This window comes from Streptomyces sp. NPDC053493 (assembly GCF_044544825.1).
Lineage (GTDB): Bacteria > Actinomycetota > Actinomycetes > Streptomycetales > Streptomycetaceae > Streptomyces.
Genome location: NZ_JBITXS010000001.1, coordinates 638023 through 656940, shown reverse-complemented (window position 1 = coordinate 656940; position 18918 = coordinate 638023). Strand labels below are relative to the sequence as shown.

The window sequence follows — 18918 nt, the reverse complement described above, 5'->3', positions numbered from 1 at the left end:
AGGGCGTACATGACCATCATCGACAACACCGCGACGGTCCCGGCGCCGCGCGACGGCGACCACACCGGTCCGCTGCTCGAAGTCCGCGACCTGCACGTCGAGTTCCACACCCGTGACGGTGTGGCCAAGGCGGTCAACGGCGTCAACTACTCGGTCGACGCCGGCGAGACGCTCGCCGTGCTCGGCGAGTCCGGCTCCGGCAAGTCCGTCACCGCCCAGGCCATCATGGGCATCCTCGACATGCCGCCCGGCAAGATCCCGCAGGGCGAGATCCTCTTCCGCGGCCAGGACATGCTCAAGATGTCGGGCGAGGAGCGCCGGAAGATCCGCGGCCGGAAGATCGCCATGATCTTCCAGGACGCGCTGTCCTCCCTGAACCCGGTCCTCACCGTCGGCTACCAGCTCGGCGAGATGTTCCGGGTGCACCACGGCCTGTCCAAGAAGGAGGCCACGGCCAAGGCCGTCGAGCTGATGGACAAGGTCAAGATCCCGGCCGCCAAGGCCCGGGTCTCGGACTACCCGCACCAGTTCTCCGGCGGTATGCGCCAGCGCATCATGATCGCCATGGCGCTGGCCCTCGAGCCGGACCTGATCATCGCGGACGAGCCCACCACGGCGCTCGACGTGACGGTCCAGGCCCAGGTCATGGACCTGCTCGCGGAGCTCCAGCGCGAGTACAACATGGGCCTGATCCTCATCACCCACGACCTCGGCGTCGTCGCCGACGTCGCGGACAAGATCGCGGTCATGTACGCCGGCCGCATCGTGGAGCAGGCGCCGGTGCACGAGCTTTACAAGCGCCCGGCCCACCCGTACACCCGGGGTCTGCTGGACTCGATCCCGCGCCTGGACCAGAAGGGCCAGGAGCTCTACGCGATCAAGGGCCTGCCGCCCAACCTGCTGAAGATCCCGTCGGGCTGCGCCTTCAACCCGCGCTGCCCCAAGGCCACCGACCTGTGCCGCACGGACATCCCGGCCCTGGTGCCGGTGACCGAGCAGGACGGCGCCGAGCTGCCGGGCCGCAAGAGCGCCTGCCACTTCTGGAAGGAGACGATCCATGGCTGAGCTGAGCAAGACGAACGAGGCCGGGGGCGTGTCCGAGGCGGAGGCCGTAGCCGCCATCGAGGCTCCGGTCGAGCGCGGGGAGCCGATCCTGCAGGTCCGCAACCTGCAGAAGCACTTCCCGCTCACCCAGGGCATCCTGTTCAAGAAGCAGGTCGGCGCGGTCAAGGCCGTGGACGGGGTCTCCTTCGACCTCTACCAGGGCGAGACCCTCGGCATCGTGGGCGAGTCCGGCTGTGGCAAGTCCACGGTCGCCAAGCTCCTGATGAACCTGGAGCGGGCCACCGCGGGCGAGGTCTTCTACAAGGGCCAGGACATCACCAGGCTGTCCGGCCGTGCCCTGAAGGCCGTCCGCCGGAACATCCAGATGGTGTTCCAGGACCCGTACACCTCGCTGAACCCGCGCATGACGGTCGGCGACATCATCGGCGAGCCCTTCGACATCCACCCCGAGGTGGCCCCGAAGGGCGACCGGCGCCGCAAGGTGCAGGAGCTGCTGGACGTCGTCGGTCTGAACCCCGAGTACATCAACCGCTACCCGCACCAGTTCTCCGGCGGTCAGCGCCAGCGCATCGGCATCGCCCGCGGCCTCGCGCTCAACCCGGAGATCATCATCTGCGACGAGCCGGTCTCGGCCCTGGACGTGTCCGTCCAGGCCCAGGTCATCAACCTGATGGAGAAGCTGCAGGACGAGTTCAACCTCTCCTACATCTTCATCGCGCACGACCTGTCGATCGTCCGGCACATCTCGGACCGCGTGGGCGTGATGTACCTGGGCAAGCTGGCGGAGATCGGGACGGACACCCAGATCTACGACCACCCGACCCACCCGTACACCCAGGCCCTGCTGTCGGCGGTGCCGGTGCCGGACCCGGAGGCCCGCGCCCACCGCGAGCGCATCATCCTCACCGGTGACGTGCCCTCGCCGGCCAACCCGCCGTCGGGCTGCCGCTTCCGCACCCGCTGCTGGAAGGCCCAGGACAAGTGCGCCACCGAGGTCCCGCTGCTCGCGGTGCCGGAGCGCTTCCAGGGCCAGGACACCCCGGCCGCGCACGAGTCGGCGTGCCACTTCGCCGAGGAGAAGGACGTCGTGCACGCGTCCTGACCCTCTCCCCGGTCCGGTGAACGGCCGGTTCCCGGTGCCTCTGGCGCCGGGAACCGGCCGTTTCGCGTGTCCGGAGGACCCGGCGGCGGGTGACCCGTTCATCCGGGCGCAGTGAACATGCACTCCCGTCAGTATCGGGTGATATTGGGTCTCTCAGTGACATCGTGGACATTCGGGAGGCACTCCATGCGCGGAGCCACGCACGCCAAGTGGGCCGCACTGGCCACCGCCGTCGCCCTCGCGGCGACCGCCTGCGGCGGAGGCGGCGACAGCGGCGGCGGGGGCGAGAACGGCGTGGTGACCTCCTCGTGGGGCGATCCGCAGAACCCGCTGGAGCCGGCGAACACCAACGAGGTGCAGGGCGGCAAGGTCCTGTCCATGATCTTCCGCGGGCTCAAGCAGTACGACCCGAAGACCGGCGAGGCCAAGAACATGCTCGCCGAGAAGATCGACACCACCGACTCGACCAACTTCACCATCACCCTGAAGGACGGCTGGACCTTCTCCAACGGCGAGAAGGTCACCGCCAAGTCCTTCGTCGACGCCTGGAACTACGGCGCGAACCTGAAGAACAACCAGAAGAACGCCTACTTCTTCGGCTACATCGAGGGCTACGACAAGATCCACCCGGACAAGGGCGAGCCGACCGCCACCACCATGTCCGGGCTCAAGGTCGTCGACGACAAGACCTTCACCGTCAAGCTGACGCAGAAGTTCTCGACCTTCCCCGACACCCTCGGCTACGCCGCCTTCAGCCCGCTGCCCAAGGCCTTCTACGACGACCACGCCGGCTGGCTGTCCAAGCCCGTCGGCAACGGGCCGTACACCGTCGACTCCTACGCCAAGGGCTCCCAGATGGTGCTCAAGAGGTGGGACGCCTATCCCGGCACGGACAAGGCCCAGAACGGCGGCATCACCCTGAAGGTCTACACCGACAACAACACCGCCTACACCGACCTGACGGCCGGCAACCTCGACCTCGTCGACGACGTGCCCGCCTCGCAGCTCAAGAACGTCTCCGCCGACCTCGGCGACCGCTACATCAACACACCCGCCGGCATCATCCAGACCCTGGCCTGGCCCTTCTACAAGCCCGAGTTCAACAAGCCGGGCCAGGAGAAGCTGCGCACCGGCCTGTCCATGGCGATCGACCGCAAGCAGATCACCGACACGATCTTCCAGAAGACCCGCACGCCCGCCAAGGACTGGACCTCGCCCGTCCTCGGCGCCGACGGCGGCTACAAGGAACTGTGCGGCGCCGCCTGCGAGTACAACCCCACCGAGGCCAAGCGGCTCGTCGCCGAGGGCGGCGGCATCCCCGGCGGCACGCTGAAGATCTCGTACAACGCCGACACCGGCTCCCACAAGGAGTGGGTGGACGCCGTCTGCAACTCCATCAACCGGGCCCTCGGCAACAACAAGGCCTGCGTCGGCAACCCGGTCGGCACCTTCGCCGACTACCGCAACCAGGTCACCACGCAGAAGCTCGACGGACCCTTCCGGGCCGGCTGGCAGATGGACTACCCGCTCATCCAGAACTTCCTCCAGCCGCTGTACTACACCAACGCCTCGTCCAACGACGGCAAGTACTCCAGCCCGGAGTTCGACAAGCTGGTCAACCAGGCCAACGGCGAGAGCGACACCACGAAGGCCGTCGAGACCTTCCAGAAGGCCGAGGAAGTCCTCCGCGACGACATGGGCGCCATCCCGCTCTGGTACCAGAACGGCAGCGCCGGCTACTCGGACCGGGTCGAGAACGTGTCCCTGAACCCCTTCAGCGTCCCGGTCTACGACCGGATCACGGTGAAGTGACGCCGTAGCAGGCCGGTGGCGTACGGCCCGGCCCGCGGACCTCCGCGCCGGGCCGTATGCCTTCCTCACCCCTCCCGGAGGTATTCGTGGGTCGCTATGTGATCCGGCGGCTGCTGCAGATGATCCCGGTCTTCTTCGGCGCCACGCTGCTGATCTTCCTGATGGTGAACGTGATGGGCGATCCCGTCGCCGGCCTGTGCGGCGACCGCCAGTGCGACCCGGCGACCGCCGCCCAGCTCAAGAAGGAGTTCGGCCTCGACAAGCCGGTCTGGCAGCAATACCTGACGTACATGGGCAACGTCTTCACCGGCGACTTCGGCACCGCCTTCAACGGCCAGCCCGTCACCGAACTGATGGCCGACGCCTTCCCGGTCACCATCCGGCTCACCGTCGTCGCGATCATCTTCGAGATCGTCATCGGCATCACCCTCGGCGTCGTCACCGGCCTGCGCCGCGGCCGGCCCGTCGACACCACGGTGCTCCTGCTGACCCTCGTCGTGCTCTCCGTGCCCACCTTCGTCACCGGCCTGCTCATCCAGCTGCTCCTCGGCGTGAAGTGGGGCTGGATCAAACCGGCCGTGTCACCCGAGGCCACCTTCGACGAGCTGATCGTGCCCGGCCTCGTCCTCGCCTCCGTCTCCCTCGCCTACGTCACCCGGCTCACCCGCACCTCCATCGCCGAGAACAAGCGCGCCGACTACGTCCGCACCGCCGTCGCCAAGGGCCTCCCGCGCCGCCGCGTCATCACCCGCCACCTGCTGCGCAACAGCCTCATCCCGGTGGTGACCTTCATCGGCGCCGACGTCGGCGCGCTCATGGGCGGCGCCATCGTCACCGAGCGGATCTTCAACATCCACGGCGTCGGCTACCAGCTCTACCAGGGCATCGTCCGCCAGAACACGCAGACCGTCGTCGGCTTCGTCACCGTCCTCGTCCTGGTGTTCCTCCTGGCCAACCTGCTGGTCGACCTCCTGTACGCCGTCCTTGACCCGAGGATCCGCTATGCCTGAGCCGCTTGAGCCACTCGAGTCGTACGACGAAGGCCGCCAGATCGCCTCCACCGGCGCCGGCGGGGCCTCCGACCTCGGCACCGCGGAGGCGGAGACCCTGGAGCGGCGTCCCCCGGCCACCCCCACCGGCCCCGAAGGCACCGGCCCCGAAGGCCCCGGACCCGACACCAAGCCCCGCTCCCTGTGGTCCGACGCCTGGCACGACCTGCGCCGCAACCCGGTCTTCATCATCTCCGGGCTCGTCATCCTCTTCCTGGTCGTCATCTCCCTGTGGCCCTCGCTCATCGCCTCCGGGGACCCGCTCGACTGCGACCTCTCCAAGGCCCAGGAAGGCTCCCAGGCCGGCCACCCCTTCGGCTTCAACGGCCAGGGATGCGACGTCTACACCCGTACGGTCTACGGCGCCCGGACCTCCGTCGCCGTCGGCGTCCTCGCCACCCTCGGCGTCGCCATCCTCGGCAGCGTCCTCGGCGGCCTCGCCGGCTTCTTCGGCGGCGCCTGGGACGGCGTCCTGTCCCGGGTCACCGACATCTTCTTCGCCATCCCGGTCGTCCTCGGCGGCCTGGTGCTGCTCTCCGTGGTGACCAGCGCCACCATCTGGCCCGTCATCGGCTTCATGGTGCTGCTCGGCTGGCCGCAGATCTCCCGCATCGCCCGCGGCTCCGTCATCACCGCCAAACAGAACGACTACGTCCACGCCGCCCGCGCGCTCGGCGCCTCCAACTCCCGGATGCTGCTGCGCCACATCACGCCCAACGCCGTCGCGCCCGTGATCGTCGTCGCCACCATCGCGCTGGGCACCTACATCGCCCTGGAGGCCACCCTGTCGTTCCTCGGCGTCGGCCTGAAGCCGCCGACCGTGTCCTGGGGCATCGACATCTCCTCGGCCTCGCAGTACATCCGCAACGCCCCGCACATGCTGCTCTGGCCGGCCGGCGCGCTCGCCGTCACGGTGCTCGCCTTCATCATGCTCGGCGACGCGGTGCGCGACGCCCTCGACCCCAAGCTGAGGTAGCCGACCATGCTGCTCGAAGTGCGCGACCTGCACGTGGAGTTCCACACCCGCGACGGTGTGGCCAAGGCCGTCAACGGCGTCGACTACTCCGTCGACGCCGGCGAGACGCTCGCCGTGCTCGGTGAGTCGGGCTCCGGCAAGTCCGTCACCGCCCAGGCCGTCATGGGCATCCTCGACATCCCGCCCGGGAAGATCACCGGCGGGCAGATCCTCTTCCAGGGCCAGGACCTGCTGACGCTGAAGGAGGAGGAGCGGCGCAAGATCCGCGGCGCCAAGATGGCGATGATCTTCCAGGACGCGCTGTCCTCCCTGAACCCGGTGATCAGCGTCGGCGATCAGCTCGGCGAGATGTTCCGGGTCCACCGCGGCATGTCGCGCAAGGACGCCAGGACCAAGGCGATCGAGCTGATGGACCGGGTCCGCATCCCGGCCGCGGCCGAACGCGTCAGCCAGTATCCGCACCAGTTCTCCGGCGGCATGCGCCAGCGCATCATGATCGCCATGGCGCTCGCGCTCGAACCCGAGCTGATCATCGCCGACGAGCCCACCACCGCCCTCGACGTCACCGTCCAGGCCCAGGTCATGGACCTGCTGGCCGAGCTCCAGCGCGAGCTCCACATGGGCCTCATCCTCATCACCCACGACCTCGGCGTCGTCGCCGACGTCGCCGACAAGATCGCGGTGATGTACGCCGGCCGGATCGTCGAGCACGCCCCGGTCCACGAGATCTACAAGGCGCCCGCCCACCCGTACACCCGCGGCCTGCTGGACTCCATCCCGCGCCTGGACCAGAAGGGCCAGGAGCTCTACGCCATCAAGGGCCTGCCGCCCAACCTCCTGAACATCCCGCCGGGCTGCGCCTTCAACCCGCGCTGTCCGCTCGCCCAGGACGTGTGCCGCACCGACGTGCCGCCGCTGTACGACGTCACCGAATCGCCCGTGCCCCGCACCAGCGCCTGCCACTTCTGGAAGGAGTGCCTCCATGGCTGAGGCGATTCTCCAGGTCCGCGACCTGGTCAAGCACTATCCGCTGACCAAGGGCATCCTCTTCAAGAAGCAGGTCGGCGCGGTGAAGGCGGTCGACGGCGTCGACTTCGACCTCGCCGCCGGTGAGACGCTCGGCATCGTCGGCGAGTCCGGCTGCGGCAAGTCGACCGTCGCGAAGATGCTGGTCAACCTGGAGCGGCCGACCTCCGGCACCATCTCGTACAAGGGCGAGGACCTCACCAAACTGTCCGCCCGCGCGCTCAAGGCCGTCCGCCGCAACATCCAGATGGTCTTCCAGGACCCGTACACCTCGCTCAACCCGCGCATGACGGTCGGCGACATCATCGGCGAGCCGTACGAGATCCATCCCGAGGTCGCGCCCAAGGGCGACCGGCGCCGCAAGGTCCAGGACCTGCTGGACGTCGTCGGCCTCAATCCCGAGTACATCAACCGCTACCCGCACCAGTTCTCCGGCGGCCAGCGCCAGCGCATCGGCATCGCCCGCGGCCTCGCCCTCCAGCCCGAGGTCATCGTCGCCGACGAGCCGGTCTCGGCGCTCGACGTCTCCGTCCAGGCGCAGGTCGTCAACCTGCTCGAACGGCTCCAGGACGAGTTCAGCCTGTCGTACGTCTTCATCGCCCACGACCTGTCGATCGTGCGCCACATCTCCGACCGGGTCGGCGTCATGTACCTCGGCCGGATCGTCGAGATCGGCACGGACACCGAGATCTACGACCACCCGACGCATCCCTACACCCAGGCCCTGCTCTCCGCCGTGCCGGTGCCCGACCCGCAGGCGCGCGAGCACCGCGAGCGGGTCATCCTCACCGGCGACGTGCCGTCGCCCGCCAACATCCCCTCCGGCTGCCGCTTCCGCACCCGCTGCTGGAAGGCGCGGGAACGGTGCGCGCTGGAGGTCCCGCTGCTCGCCGTCCCGGCCGAGTTCCGGCTCACCGACTCCCCGGCGAGGCACGACTCGGCGTGCCACTTCGCGGAGGAGAAGCAGGTGGTGCCACCGGAGCACGGCGAGGGCCCGGGCGCGGGGCCTGGTGGAGGTCCCGGCGCGGGTCCCGGCACAGGCCCGGGCGCGGGCCCGGGCGCGGAGGAACCGCCAACTCGCTGAATCCGCAGGCCTGTTCGTACGCACGACCGGCGCCGTGCCCGTATCTTCGTGGCTTCCGCCTATACGGCCGCGCGCCGGGCCGCGGGAAGACTGCCCGTCATGAGCGTTCAACAGTACGACGAGATCGGTGAGGCGTTCGACGGCTTCAAGTCCCTGCCGGTGGTGCGCTACGGAGAGGTGCCCAGCGTCCTGGCCCTGGTCGGCGACGTGCGCGGCAAGTCCGTGCTCGACATGGCCTCCGGCACCGGCTTCTACAGCCGGGAGTTCATGCGACGCGGCGCCAAGGACGTGCTCGGCATCGACATCTCCGCGGAGATGGTCGCCGTGGCCCGGCAGCTGGAGGAGCGCGAGCCGCTGGGCGTGCGCTACGAGGTGGGTGACGCGGCCGGGCTGCGGCCGCTGGAGGAGCGGTTCGACCTGGCCCTCGCCGTCCAGCTGCTCAACTACGCCGAGGACGTCGCCGCCATGGAGCGGATGTGCCGCAACATCCACCGCAGCCTGAAGCCGGGCGCCGAGCTGTTCCTCTTCAACCAGTCGCCCGACTACGACTTCGACGGGCCCTCGCTCGCCAAGTACGGCTTCCTCACCGAGCTGACCGGCGAGGAGGCCGAGGCCGGGCCGCGCGTGCGGACCACGGCGCTGCTCGACCCGCCGGTCTCGATCGTGGCCACCCGCCCGCGCCGCGAGGTCTACGAGAACGCGCTGCGGGCGGCCGGCTTCGGCGACATCACCTGGGTGCCGCTGGAGGTGTCCGAGGCCGGCATCCGCGAGTTCGGCGCCGACTACTGGGCCGACCTGCTCGCCAACCCGCCGCTGGAGCTGCTGCGCTGCCGCGCCTGAGCGCCGACGGTCCCGGCCGGGTCCGGCCCGGGATCGGCCCGGGATCGGCCCGGACCGTGAGCCGGCCGGGCTCTTAACGCCCGCGCAATCCAGCCGAATCGGATCCGATATACGGACGCGGGAGTCTGCTCGGCGTACGGCCGTGCGGGTGCCGTAGGCCGGCCGGGGCGCGCCATGTCGCCCCGACCGGCCGCCCGTACCGCGCCCGCGCGAACGCCCGCGGCCCGACTTGACGCACAACCGCCCCGCATATGCGGAACCGCTTGTTTCGGCCCATGGCGACCGAGAGTATCGGCGTCGTGACTGTCACACGAACGGCACGTCTCACCGGCGCCGCCCTGTGCGCCGCGCTCGCCCTCGTCATCGTCGTCTGGGTGCTGCGCGACCTCGGCCGCCCAGGTCCGGGCGCCGAACTGCTCCGCTCCTGGGCCGGGGACCACGGCTTCCAGCCGCGCGACCGCACCGCGACCTCGTACATCGATCCCCTCCTCTTCCTCGCCTACGCCGCCACCGCCCTCGCCGCCCCGCGCTCCCCGCTCGCCGGCGCGGCCTTCGCGGTCACCGGGCTCACCACGCTCGCGCTGCGGCTGCCCGGCCTGTGGGCCTCGGGCGTCGACGAACTCGTCACCACCCTGCTCACCCTCGGCCTCGCCGCCGCGCTCGTCGTCACCGCCGCCGCCGGCCGCGGCATCGACGGCTCCGGCTTCGGCACGCCGGCCGGCCCCGCCGCGACGCCCACCACGTCGTCCACCGGATCGTCCACCGCGTCGTCCGCCGAGCCGGGCCCGGCGGCGGGTCACGCGGCCGGCGCCGCGGTCCGCGCCGTGGCGGCCGAGGAGACGCCCGCCCGGCCGCGCCGCGGCCCCACCCTCGCCGCCGCCGCGCTGTGCGCGGCCGCCGCGCTGATCTGGGCGGCCTGGGAGATCCGCTGGGCCACGCTGCTGCCCGTCGAGTACACCGTCGGCCGCTTCACCGGCGGCCGCTCCCTGCTCCTGCCCACCCTCGCCGTCCCGCCCGGCTGGCTGAACGCCGTCCTCGTGCTGCTGCTCCTCGCCGCCGCCGGCGCCGCCTTCGCCCGCGCCGGCCACGCCCGCCCGCTCGGCCTGCTCGCCGGGCTGCTGCTGGCCGGCTCCGGGAGCTGCGGGGTCGCGGCGGCACTGCGCTCCGACTGGCACACCTTCGCACCGGAACGCGACCTCGCCACCGGGCTTTACGACCTCAGCTCCGCCTTCGCCGTGCTCGCCGGCCTCGCCGTCCTGGTGCTGCTCGGCCTGCCCGGGCGCCGCCGGGTCCCGTACCGCCCCGTCGCCGCCCTGCCACCGGCCCCGCCGGTCCGCCGCCCGCCCGGCTGGTGAGCACCGGCCCGGCGGGCGGCCGAGGGCCCGCGGCTACCGCACCGGCCCCAGGGACCGCTTGAGGAAGTCGACCTGGAGTAGCAGCAGGTTCTCCGCCACCTGCTCCTGCGGCGTCATGTGGGTGACGCCCGACAGCGGCAGCACCTCGTGCGGCCGGCCCGCCGCGAGCAGCGCCGAGGACAGCCGCAGGGTGTGCGCCATCACCACGTTGTCGTCGGCCAGACCGTGCACGATCATCATCGGCCGCGCCGGCTCCCGCGCCTGGGTCAGACCGTCCCGCGTCATCAGCGAGTTGGCCGCGTACACCGCCGGCTCCTCGTCCGGGTGGCCCAGATAGCGCTCGGTGTAGTGGGTGTCGTACAGCCGCCAGTCCGTCACCGGCGCGCCCACCACGGCCGCGTGGAAGACGTCGGGCCGGCGCAGCGCCGCGAGCGCCGCCAGATAGCCGCCGAAGGACCAGCCGCGGATCGCCACCCGCTCCAGGTCCAGCGGGAAGCGGCCGGCCAGCGCGTGCAACGCGTCGACCTGGTCGTCCAGGGACAGCGCGAGGTCACGGACCACCGCCTTCTCCCAGGCGGGCGAGCGGCCCGGCATGCCCCGCCCGTCCGCGACGACCACCGCGAAGCCCTGCTCGGCGAACCACTGCGAGGTCAGATGCGGGTTGTGGGCCGCGAGCACCCGCTGGCCGTGCGGACCGCCGTACGGATCCATCAGCACCGGCAGCGGCCCGTCGCCCTCCCGCCAGGACGACGGCAGCAGCACGGCGCACGGGATCCGGCGCTCGCCGGCCTCGACCAGCCGCGGACGGGCGGTCAGCGCCGGCGTCGACGCGTACGAGGCGACCTCGGCGAGCGTCTTGCCGTCCCGCAGCACCCGCGTCACGCCGCCCGGCGCGTCCGGGCGGGCCGAGGACAGCACGGTCACCGCCCCGCACCGCACCGCCCCGTGCACGCCGGCGCCCTCCGAGACCCGCTCCACGCCCTGCTCGTCCACCCGGTACACATGGATCTCACCGATCTCGCGGGCCCCGTCCGCCCCGGCGGCCCCGTCCGCCCTGGTGGCCTCGCCCGCCGACGCCGAGATCAGGACATCTTCCGCACCGACGTCGAGCACCGCCCGGACGTGCAGCGACGCGTCCGTCAGGACCCGGTCGCCGACCGCGAGCGCCCGGGCGCCGGTCTCGTCCGTGACCCGCACCAGCCGCCCGTCCGCCGTCCACACCGGCACGCCCGTGAACAGCTCCAGCCACACCGGGTCCTCCTCCCGGTGCACGGTCCGCGTCCTGCCCGACTCCGGGTCGACCGCCAGATACTCCTGCGTCCGCTGGTCCCGGGCCTGGACCAGCAGCAGCGGGTCGCCGCCGGACGACCAGTGGACCCGGGCCAGATACGGGAACGCCGCCCGGTCCCACACCACCTCGCTGCGATTTCCGGCCAGATCCACGAGGAAGAGAGCGACGTCCGCGTTGTCCGTGCCCGCCGCCGGATACGCCACCGCCTGCGGCTCCCGGTCCGGCTGCGCCGGATCCGCGATCCACCAGCGCCGCACCGGCCGCTCGTCGACCCGCGCGACCAGCAGCCGGTCCGAGGCCGGCGACCACCAGAAGCCCCGGCTGCGGCCCATCTCCTCGGAGCCGACGAACTCCGCGAGCCCGTACGTGACACCCGGCTCCTCCGGCTCGGCGAGCGCCCGGTCGCCCGCACCGTCCGCCCCGGTCACCCGCAGCGCCCCGCCCGCCGCGTACGCCACGTACCGCCCGTCCGGCGAGGGACGCGGGTCCACCACCGGCCCCGGCACCGGCAGCTCGCGCGCCGTGCCCGCCCGCAGCTCCGCCGTGAACAGCCGCCCCGACAGCGCGAACGCCGCCAACTCCACGGCCCCGTCCACCGCGTAGCCCACGATCCCCGACGAGCCCTCCCGGCTGCGCTCGCGGCGCGCCCGCTCCTCGGGCGACAACTCCTCGACCGCGCCCGCGAGCAGCACCTCCGGATCGGCCGCGAGCCGCTCCACCCGCTCGCCGAGGTCGAGCACGAACAGCCGGTGCGAGCGGTCCGTGCCGGAACCGGACCGGACGAACACCACCCGCTCGCCGTCCGGCGAGACCGTGAAACCGCGCGGAGCGCCGAGGGTGAAGCGCTGCGTCCGGGCGTACTGCCGGGGGAAGGACACCGGTTCTTCTCCTGCTCGTGGCGAAGTCATGTGACCGAAACTAGCGTCCGTGCGCCCCCTCATGCCCCCGTACACCGATCGATGCGATGGCACGGATAGTTATGATCCGTAGCGCTAGGTGGGTATGCATCCCCTGGCACATGCCATCCGAACGTCCGACCGGGAAAGTCCGACCGAAGAAGTGTGGAGGTGAACCGCCGTGGCACTCTCGATTTCGGTGGTTGTGCTGCTGGCGATCGTCGTCTTCCTGCTGATCAGGAAATCGGGACTCAAGGCCGGACACGCGGCGATCTGCGCGCTCCTCGGCTTCTATCTGGCGAGCTCGTCCATCGCCCCGTCGATCAGCACCCTCACCACCAACGTGGCGAGCATGATCGGCGGCCTCAAGTTCTGACCTGACGGTCCTCGCCGGGCCCCGCCTCGTAGGGTGGGGCCATGACGGTTCTCCCAGCCCGTCGTCTGCTCCTCGTGCACGCGCACCCGGACGACGAGTCGATCAACAACGGCGCCACCATGGCCAGGTACGCGGCCGAGGGCGCCCTGGTGACCCTGGTGACCTGCACGCTCGGCGAGGAGGGCGAGGTCATCCCGCCCGAGCTCGCCCATCTCGCACCCGACCGGGAGAACCGGCTCGGCGAGCACCGCGTCGGCGAACTCGCCGCCGCGATGAAGGAGCTGGGCGTCACCGACCACCGCTTCCTCGGCGGGCCCGGGCGCTTCCGCGACTCCGGGATGATGGGCGCCCCGCAGAACCGGCACCCGAAGGCCTTCTGGAACACCGACGTCGACACCGCCGCGCCCCACCTCGTCGAGGTCATCCGCGAGACCCGGCCCCAGGTCATGGTCACCTACGACCCGGACGGCGGCTACGGCCACCCGGACCACATCCAGGCCCACCGGGTCGCCATGCGCGCCGCCGAACTGGCCGCCGACCCCGCCTACCGGCCCGACCTCGGCCCCGCCCACGCCGTCGCCAAGATCTACTGGAACCGGGTCCCGCGCTCGGTCGCCGAGGCCGGCTTCGCCCGGCTGCGCGCCGAGGGCTCCGTCTTCCCGGCCGACGCGACGATCGACGACGTTCCCGGCGTCGTCGACGACTCCCGCGTCACCGCCGAGATCGCGGGCGGCGAACCGGACGATGCCGGTGAAACCGGTGAGCCCGGTGAGCCCGGCGAGCCCGGTGCGCCCGGCGGGACGGGCGACGCCGGCGGGACGGGCGGCCGCTGGGCGGCCCGGAAGAGCGCCGCCATGGCCGCCCACGTCACCCAAGTCGCCGTCGACGGCCCCTTCTTCGCGCTCTCCAACAACCTCGGCCAGCCGGTCTTCACCACCGAGTACTACGAGCTGGTCCACGGCACGCCGGGCGCTCCCGCGGGCGAACGCGAGACCGACCTCTTCGCCGGCCTCGCGGAGGTGGGCGAGGCATGAGCACGCTCACCCCGAAGGCCCGTTACGTCTGGTACGCCGTACTCGTCGTCCTCGGCGCACTCGTCGGCACGGCCGGCTCGCTCGTCCAAGCCGCCTGGTTCCCCGCCGGGTTGCTGCTCGCCCTGCTCGCCTCCGCCGCCGTCTTCTACGGCGGACGGCGCGCCACCGGCAACCAGCTCGGCGTCGCCGCGGCCGGCGGCGGCTGGCTGGTCGCCATCGTGCTGCTCAGCTTCGGACGCGCGGAAGGCGACGGCCTGTTCGGCGGCGGCATCGGCGAGATGGTCTACCTCCTCGGCGGCATGGCCGTCGCTGTGATGTGCGCCACCATGACCCGGATCGCCCGACCGGCCCCGTGAACAGCGCGACTTGACGGGGGAGTGTCTTGACTTCGGCCGGATTGCCCATGGCGGATCCACGCCGGGACAGGTACTGATCGGCGGCGGCCAGTATGGTGGTGCGCGCCGCCGACCGCCCGGATCACCACGAGCATCAGCAAGAGCGGGCGGCGGAGCCAACCGGGAGATCCTGCTTTGAGTCGTGAAACTGGTCGAGAGACTGACAGTTCGTCCTCCGGCGCCCAGGCGCGCGGCGGGGCCGCGTACCCCTCGGGCACCCCGCCGTACGGCCTCCGGGGCGGAGCGGACGCGGACGAGGCCGCCGCCTCCGCGCCGCCGGAGGAGCCCAAGACCGAGACCACGCTGACCACCCGTATCCGGATCAACATCCCGGGTTCGCGTCCGATCCCGCCCGTGGTCGTCCGCAAGCCGGTCGCCGACGCCCAGGCGGGCGGCGGCGAGCGCAAGGGCGCGGGCGCCGAGCCCCGGACGGCCCCGGAGCCCGCCGCCGAGCACACCCGGCCGGAGCCGGCGCCCGAGCCGGCCCCCGTGGCCCCGCCGGCCGAGCCGCCGGCCCCGGCGGCCGCGGCGGAGGAGAAGACCAGCGACTGGTTCGCCCCGCGCAAGCCCGCCGCCGCCCCGAAGCCCGCCGGCGGCCCCGGTCCCGCCGCGCCCGCGGCCCCGGCCGTCGGCCCGGGCCCGTCGCCGTCCGCGCCCGCCCCGGCGGCCCCGGCCCCCGGCTTCGCGGGCTCCGCCTCCGACGGTGTGCCCTCGGTCGGCAGCACCACCCAGAGCATGCCGATCGTCACCCCGCTGACCAGCGGCGGCGGCCACACGCCCGCGGGCGGAACGCCGATGTACGACGGCTCCTACGGCGACGACGCGTACGGCGACGACGCCTTCGCCGGCGGCCCGGGCGGGACGCCCGCCGGCGGCACGCCGATGTACGACGGCCCCGGCGGGACGCCCGCCGGCGGCACGCCGATGCACGACGGTCCCGGCCCGTCCGCCGCGCCCGCCAACCCGCTCTACGACAGCGGCCCCGGCCACACCCCGGCCGCGGGCACGCCCGTCGGCGGCCTCGGCGGCCTCGCCTCGCCGCCCACCGGCCCGACCACGGGTCCGGTCACCGGCAGCAGCCCGGTCGTCGGCCCCGGCGGCCCGCGCGGTGCGGCGCCCCGTCGCCCCGCGCCGCCCCGGATGTCCGACGACACCGCGATCCTGACGCCGCAGTCGCCGGCCGCCGTGCCGGCGGGCGCCGACCGCGGCCACGTCTCCGGCTCCACGCTCACCAGCGGCATTCCCGTCGTCCCGTCGGCCGGTCCTGACCTGACGCCCCGCATCCCCGACCGGCACGACGACGACGCCCCGGCGCCGGCGCCCAGGCCCGCACCGAGGTCCGCCCCGGCGCCCGCCAAGAAGGGCCGCTCCAAGCTGGTCCTGGCCGGTGTCGCCGTCGTCGGCCTGGCCGGTGTCGCCTACGGCGCCGGACTCCTCCTCAACCACTCCGAGGTGGCGAAGGGGACGACCGTCCTCGGCGTCGACATCGGCGGCGGTACGAAGGAGGAGGCCGTCGCCAAACTGGAGGCGGCTCTCGGCAAGCGCGCCCACGCGCCGCTCCAGCTCAGCGTCGGCGGCAAGAAGGTCGAGCTGGCGCCCGACAAGGCCGGTCTCTCCCTGGACGCCCAGGAGACCGTCCGCGCGGCGGCCGGCAGCGACTACAACCCGGTCTCCGTCATCGGCTCGCTCTTCGGCGGCGAGCGCGTCGCCCAGCCGGTCTTCCCGGTCGACGAGGAGAAGCTGGGCGTCGCCCTCACCGACCTGGCCGGCAGCTCCGGCTCGGCGACCGAGGGCACCATCGTCTTCTCGCCGGGCAAGGTCACCGCGGTCGAGGGCAAGCCGGGCAAGGGCCTGGACGTCCAGCGCTCGATGATCGCGGTCAAGGACGCCTACCGCGCCCAGGTCGAGACCGGGCACCCGAACACCGTCGAGGTCCCCGTCGTCACCCGCCGGCCCACCATCACCAAGGCGGAGCTGGACCGGGCGATGGAGGAGTTCGCCCGGCCCGCGATGTCCGGCCTGATCACGATCAAGGCCGGCGGCAAGAAGATCGACTTCGGTCCTTCGCGGTCCCTGCCGAAGATCCTCTCCATGAAGGCCGTCGACGGCCACCTGGTCGAGGTCTACAACAAGCAGGCGATCGACGAGCTCCTGGACGGCGTCTTCAAGGGCATCATGATCACCAAGGGCGACGGCACCAAGCACGAGGTCTCCGCCGACGACGTGGCGTTCGTGATGCGCGACGCGCTGCGCGGCAAGACCGCGGCCGAGCGCACCAAGACGATCGACCTGAACGGCGAGGGCTGAGGCCCGACCCGAGGAGCGCAGGGCCCGGGGCCCCGTACGGACGCGTGGACGTCCGCACGGGGCCCCGCCCCGTCTCCGCCGCCCGGTACCGTCACCACTCGCCGCCGTAGCGCCGCTTCTTCGCGCGCAGCCACTCCTGGACCTCCTTGGCCTCGCGCGCGGACGCCGCCCGCAGGTCGCAGGCCCGTACCGTCGCCACGAAGTGCACGAACCGCACCCGGCGATGGACACCGTCCACGCCGATGACCTTGCCGGGGCCGTAGACGTCGGTGCCCGTGTGGGCGACGAAGCTGCCGGGGCCGTGAGGGGTGTTCATCGTGCGCCTTTCGCTCTGTGTGCCGTGTAGGTCACACAGTGGCGTCCGCACGCCGACGCCGGAGGGTGGACACGCGCGGCGGGCCCGCGGGCCGGCGGGACTTCCCGCACACGACCTAGTTCAGCAGCGCCCGCGCCGCCTTCGCCTTGCGGCGGATCGTCTCGGCCGCGCTCGGCTCGACCGCGTCCATCACCGTCGCGTACGCCTCCATCTCGGCCGCTCCCGTGAGGAAGTCGCCGCGCTGGACGAGCAGCTCCGCGCGCTCGTAGCGCAGCCGCGCCGGGTGGCTGGGCAGCAGCAGGGAGAGCTCCACCGCCCACAGGGCGACGTCGGAGCGTTCGGGGCGGGCGGAGGCCCAGGCCCGGATGTTGTTGAGGATCCGCAGGACGATGGCGCCCGGCGTGGCGGGCCGCAGCATCGACGGGTCGAGCGCCTCACCGGTGGCGCCCGCCACGAGGAGTTCCGCGTCGGCACCGGTCATCGCGCGGCCGCCCGCGAACGGGTCGGCGAGCCGCAGGTCGGCCGGGTCGCCGAAGCCGACGACGAAGTGGCCCGGCAGGCCGAGCCCGTACACCGGAGCACCGGCCCGGCGGGCGACCTCGAGCCACACCACGGACAGCAGGATGGGCAGACCGCGCCGCCGCCGCAGCACCTCGTGCAGCAGCGAGGACTCCAGTCGCTGGTAGTCGGCGGGAACGCCCTGGAAGCCCTCACGGCGGCCGAGCAGGTCGGCGAGCGCCGCGACCCACGCGTCGGCGCCGCGCGTTCCGTACGGCACGAGACCGGCGAGCCGGTCGAGTTCGATCTCGGCGGCGTCCAGATCGGCCTCGGTGACCGCCGGGTCGGCCACGGCGCCGACCAGGAGGCAGAGCCGGGCGAGGGCGGGCCGCTCGGAGCGGGCCTCCTCGGCGAACTCCCGCCGCCAGTCGGTCATGCGTCCGTCCATCGGTAGTGGTGGTAGTGGTGATGGGTGGCGAAGCCCATCCCGTCGTACAGCGCGCGGGCGCCGTCGTTGTCCGACTCCACCTGGAGCCAGGCGGCCGAGGCGCCCTCCTCCAGGGCCCGGCGGGCGAGCGCCGTCATCACCGCCGTGGCGAGACCGCGCCGCCGCTGGTCGGGAGCGACCTCCACGGCCATGAAACCGGCCCAGCGGCCGTCCACGACACAGCGTCCGATCGCCGCCGGTATGTCTTCCGTGCCCGCCACGGACGCGAACCACACACTCGGGCCGCCGCCGAGGACCTTCAGGACGTGCGGACCGGGCTCGCCGAAACGCTGGTAGCGGCGCAGCCACCGCTCGTCGAAGGAGCGCTCGAGGCGGACCGCCGTGACGTCGGCGTCGAGGTCGCCGATCGGCGCGAGCGCCGCGATCCGCACCTCGGCCGAGACCTCGCGGACCCAGCCGCGCCCTTCCAGCTCGGCGCACAGCAGCTCCTGGGTGCCCTCCGCGCCGGTGGCGGTCTGGACGTACGCGGGCAGGCCGCGGGCCGCGTACCACTCCCGTACGCGCTCCAGGGCGGCGTCCAGCGGAAGGCCGGGATCGCCGAGCGGCAGCACGGAGTTGGCCCGCCGGGTGAAGCCGGACGCGGCCCGGAGCGTCCACTCGCCGAGCGCCTCGCTCTCCAGCGGCTGCCAGGCGCGCGCGGTGGCCCGGGCGAGCTCGGCGAAGGTCGCGGCGGGACCGCGGCGGCGGGCGGGCGCGGCGGGGACGACCTTGCCCGCGGCGAGGGCCTGTTCCGCGATCCGGACGGTCTCGCCGCTTCTGCGTGTGATCAGCAGCACACCGGCGTCCCATGATGTGAGAACCCCGACCGCGTCGGTGAACCGCTCACCGCTCGCACCCGCGTCCGTCAGGTACCGCACCGAGACACGTTTTCCCACGTCAGAAGCCGTGATGCGCACTTCAAGGCGTCCTCCACCGGTGAATTCCACAGCTTCTGAGCCCCTCCTGTTCGGATCGTCCCCAAGAACGGAGATACTAGGGGCGGGCATCG

17 protein-coding genes are annotated in these 18918 nt (G+C 72.2%); 13 read left to right on the top strand and 4 right to left on the bottom strand.

All coding sequences use genetic code 11. The annotated features are described in order from the left end of the window. The first annotated feature begins 9 nt into the window (after nucleotides 1–9). The 9 genes from ACIGO8_RS02880 (at nucleotide 10) to ACIGO8_RS02840 (ending at nucleotide 10309) form a co-directional block, all read left to right on the top strand. Nucleotides 10–1065: an ABC transporter ATP-binding protein gene (locus ACIGO8_RS02880; protein ID WP_399723070.1), complete on the top strand. Its 1056-nt coding sequence runs from the start codon at nucleotides 10–12 to the stop codon at nucleotides 1063–1065. Continuing rightward, entirely contained in the window at nucleotides 1058–2167 is a 1110-nt protein-coding gene (locus ACIGO8_RS02875) for an ABC transporter ATP-binding protein (protein WP_399723068.1), read from the top strand. Before ACIGO8_RS02880 ends, ACIGO8_RS02875 begins: the two co-directional genes overlap by 8 nt. Nucleotides 2168–2353: 186 nt before the next feature. Beyond that, nucleotides 2354–3979, top strand: coding sequence for an ABC transporter substrate-binding protein (locus ACIGO8_RS02870; RefSeq protein ID WP_399723066.1), 1626 nt, complete (start codon nucleotides 2354–2356; stop codon nucleotides 3977–3979). Between the two features lie 86 nt (nucleotides 3980–4065). Further along, nucleotides 4066–4989, top strand: a complete 924-nt coding sequence (locus tag ACIGO8_RS02865; protein ID WP_399723064.1) for an ABC transporter permease — start codon at nucleotides 4066–4068, stop codon at nucleotides 4987–4989. Next, a complete protein-coding gene (locus tag ACIGO8_RS02860) occupies nucleotides 4982–6004 on the top strand; it encodes an ABC transporter permease (protein WP_399723062.1) in 1023 nt (340 codons plus the stop codon). The genes ACIGO8_RS02865 and ACIGO8_RS02860 overlap by 8 nt, the downstream gene beginning before the upstream one ends. A gap of 6 nt (nucleotides 6005–6010) precedes the next feature. Further along, nucleotides 6011–6994, top strand: a complete 984-nt coding sequence (locus ACIGO8_RS02855; protein WP_399723060.1) for an ABC transporter ATP-binding protein — start codon at nucleotides 6011–6013, stop codon at nucleotides 6992–6994. After that, nucleotides 6987–8114 carry an ABC transporter ATP-binding protein gene (locus ACIGO8_RS02850; protein ID WP_399723058.1) on the top strand — a complete coding sequence of 376 codons (1128 nt, stop codon included), beginning with the start codon at nucleotides 6987–6989 and terminating at the stop codon, nucleotides 8112–8114. The genes ACIGO8_RS02855 and ACIGO8_RS02850 overlap by 8 nt, the downstream gene beginning before the upstream one ends. Nucleotides 8115–8213: 99 nt before the next feature. Further along, nucleotides 8214–8954, top strand: a complete 741-nt coding sequence (locus tag ACIGO8_RS02845) for a class I SAM-dependent methyltransferase (RefSeq protein ID WP_399723057.1) — start codon at nucleotides 8214–8216, stop codon at nucleotides 8952–8954. 299 nt (nucleotides 8955–9253) lie between these two features. Further along, complete coding sequence (locus ACIGO8_RS02840) at nucleotides 9254–10309, top strand: hypothetical protein (RefSeq protein WP_399723055.1); 1056 nt, start codon at nucleotides 9254–9256, stop codon at nucleotides 10307–10309. Nucleotides 10310–10342: 33 nt separating this feature from the next. On the opposite strand, the gene ACIGO8_RS02835 is transcribed toward ACIGO8_RS02840, so the two are convergent. Further along, nucleotides 10343–12508 carry an alpha/beta fold hydrolase gene (locus ACIGO8_RS02835; RefSeq protein WP_399723053.1) on the bottom strand — a complete coding sequence of 722 codons (2166 nt, stop codon included), beginning with the start codon at nucleotides 12506–12508 and terminating at the stop codon, nucleotides 10343–10345. Nucleotides 12509–12677: 169 nt separating this feature from the next. On the opposite strand from ACIGO8_RS02835, the gene ACIGO8_RS02830 reads away from it, so the two are divergent. The 4 genes from ACIGO8_RS02830 (at nucleotide 12678) to ACIGO8_RS02815 (ending at nucleotide 16608) form a co-directional block, all read left to right on the top strand. Further along, on the top strand, nucleotides 12678–12872 hold the full coding sequence (locus ACIGO8_RS02830; RefSeq protein ID WP_046911704.1) for a hypothetical protein: 195 nt from the start codon (nucleotides 12678–12680) through the stop codon (nucleotides 12870–12872). Between the two features lie 41 nt (nucleotides 12873–12913). Then, entirely contained in the window at nucleotides 12914–13906 is a 993-nt protein-coding gene (gene mshB, locus ACIGO8_RS02825; RefSeq protein ID WP_399723051.1) for an N-acetyl-1-D-myo-inositol-2-amino-2-deoxy-alpha-D-glucopyranoside deacetylase, read from the top strand. Further along, nucleotides 13903–14262, top strand: a complete 360-nt coding sequence (locus tag ACIGO8_RS02820; protein WP_399723049.1) for a DUF6113 family protein — start codon at nucleotides 13903–13905, stop codon at nucleotides 14260–14262. The genes mshB and ACIGO8_RS02820 overlap by 4 nt, the downstream gene beginning before the upstream one ends. A gap of 834 nt (nucleotides 14263–15096) precedes the next feature. Continuing rightward, nucleotides 15097–16608 carry a hypothetical protein gene (locus ACIGO8_RS02815; RefSeq protein ID WP_399724281.1) on the top strand — a complete coding sequence of 504 codons (1512 nt, stop codon included), beginning with the start codon at nucleotides 15097–15099 and terminating at the stop codon, nucleotides 16606–16608. Nucleotides 16609–16699: 91 nt separating this feature from the next. Here ACIGO8_RS02815 and ACIGO8_RS02810 read toward each other — a convergent pair whose 3' ends face one another. The 3 genes from ACIGO8_RS02810 to ACIGO8_RS02800 all read right to left on the bottom strand — a co-directional run bounded on the left by ACIGO8_RS02810 (nucleotide 16700) and on the right by ACIGO8_RS02800 (nucleotide 18856). Further along, a complete protein-coding gene (locus ACIGO8_RS02810) occupies nucleotides 16700–16924 on the bottom strand; it encodes a hypothetical protein (protein ID WP_399723048.1) in 225 nt (74 codons plus the stop codon). Between the two features lie 115 nt (nucleotides 16925–17039). Beyond that, nucleotides 17040–17870, bottom strand: coding sequence for a tetratricopeptide repeat protein (locus ACIGO8_RS02805; RefSeq protein WP_399723046.1), 831 nt, complete (start codon nucleotides 17868–17870; stop codon nucleotides 17040–17042). After that, nucleotides 17855–18856, bottom strand: coding sequence for a GNAT family N-acetyltransferase (locus ACIGO8_RS02800; protein WP_399723044.1), 1002 nt, complete (start codon nucleotides 18854–18856; stop codon nucleotides 17855–17857). The genes ACIGO8_RS02805 and ACIGO8_RS02800 overlap by 16 nt, the downstream gene beginning before the upstream one ends. Nucleotides 18857–18918 lie beyond the last annotated feature (62 nt).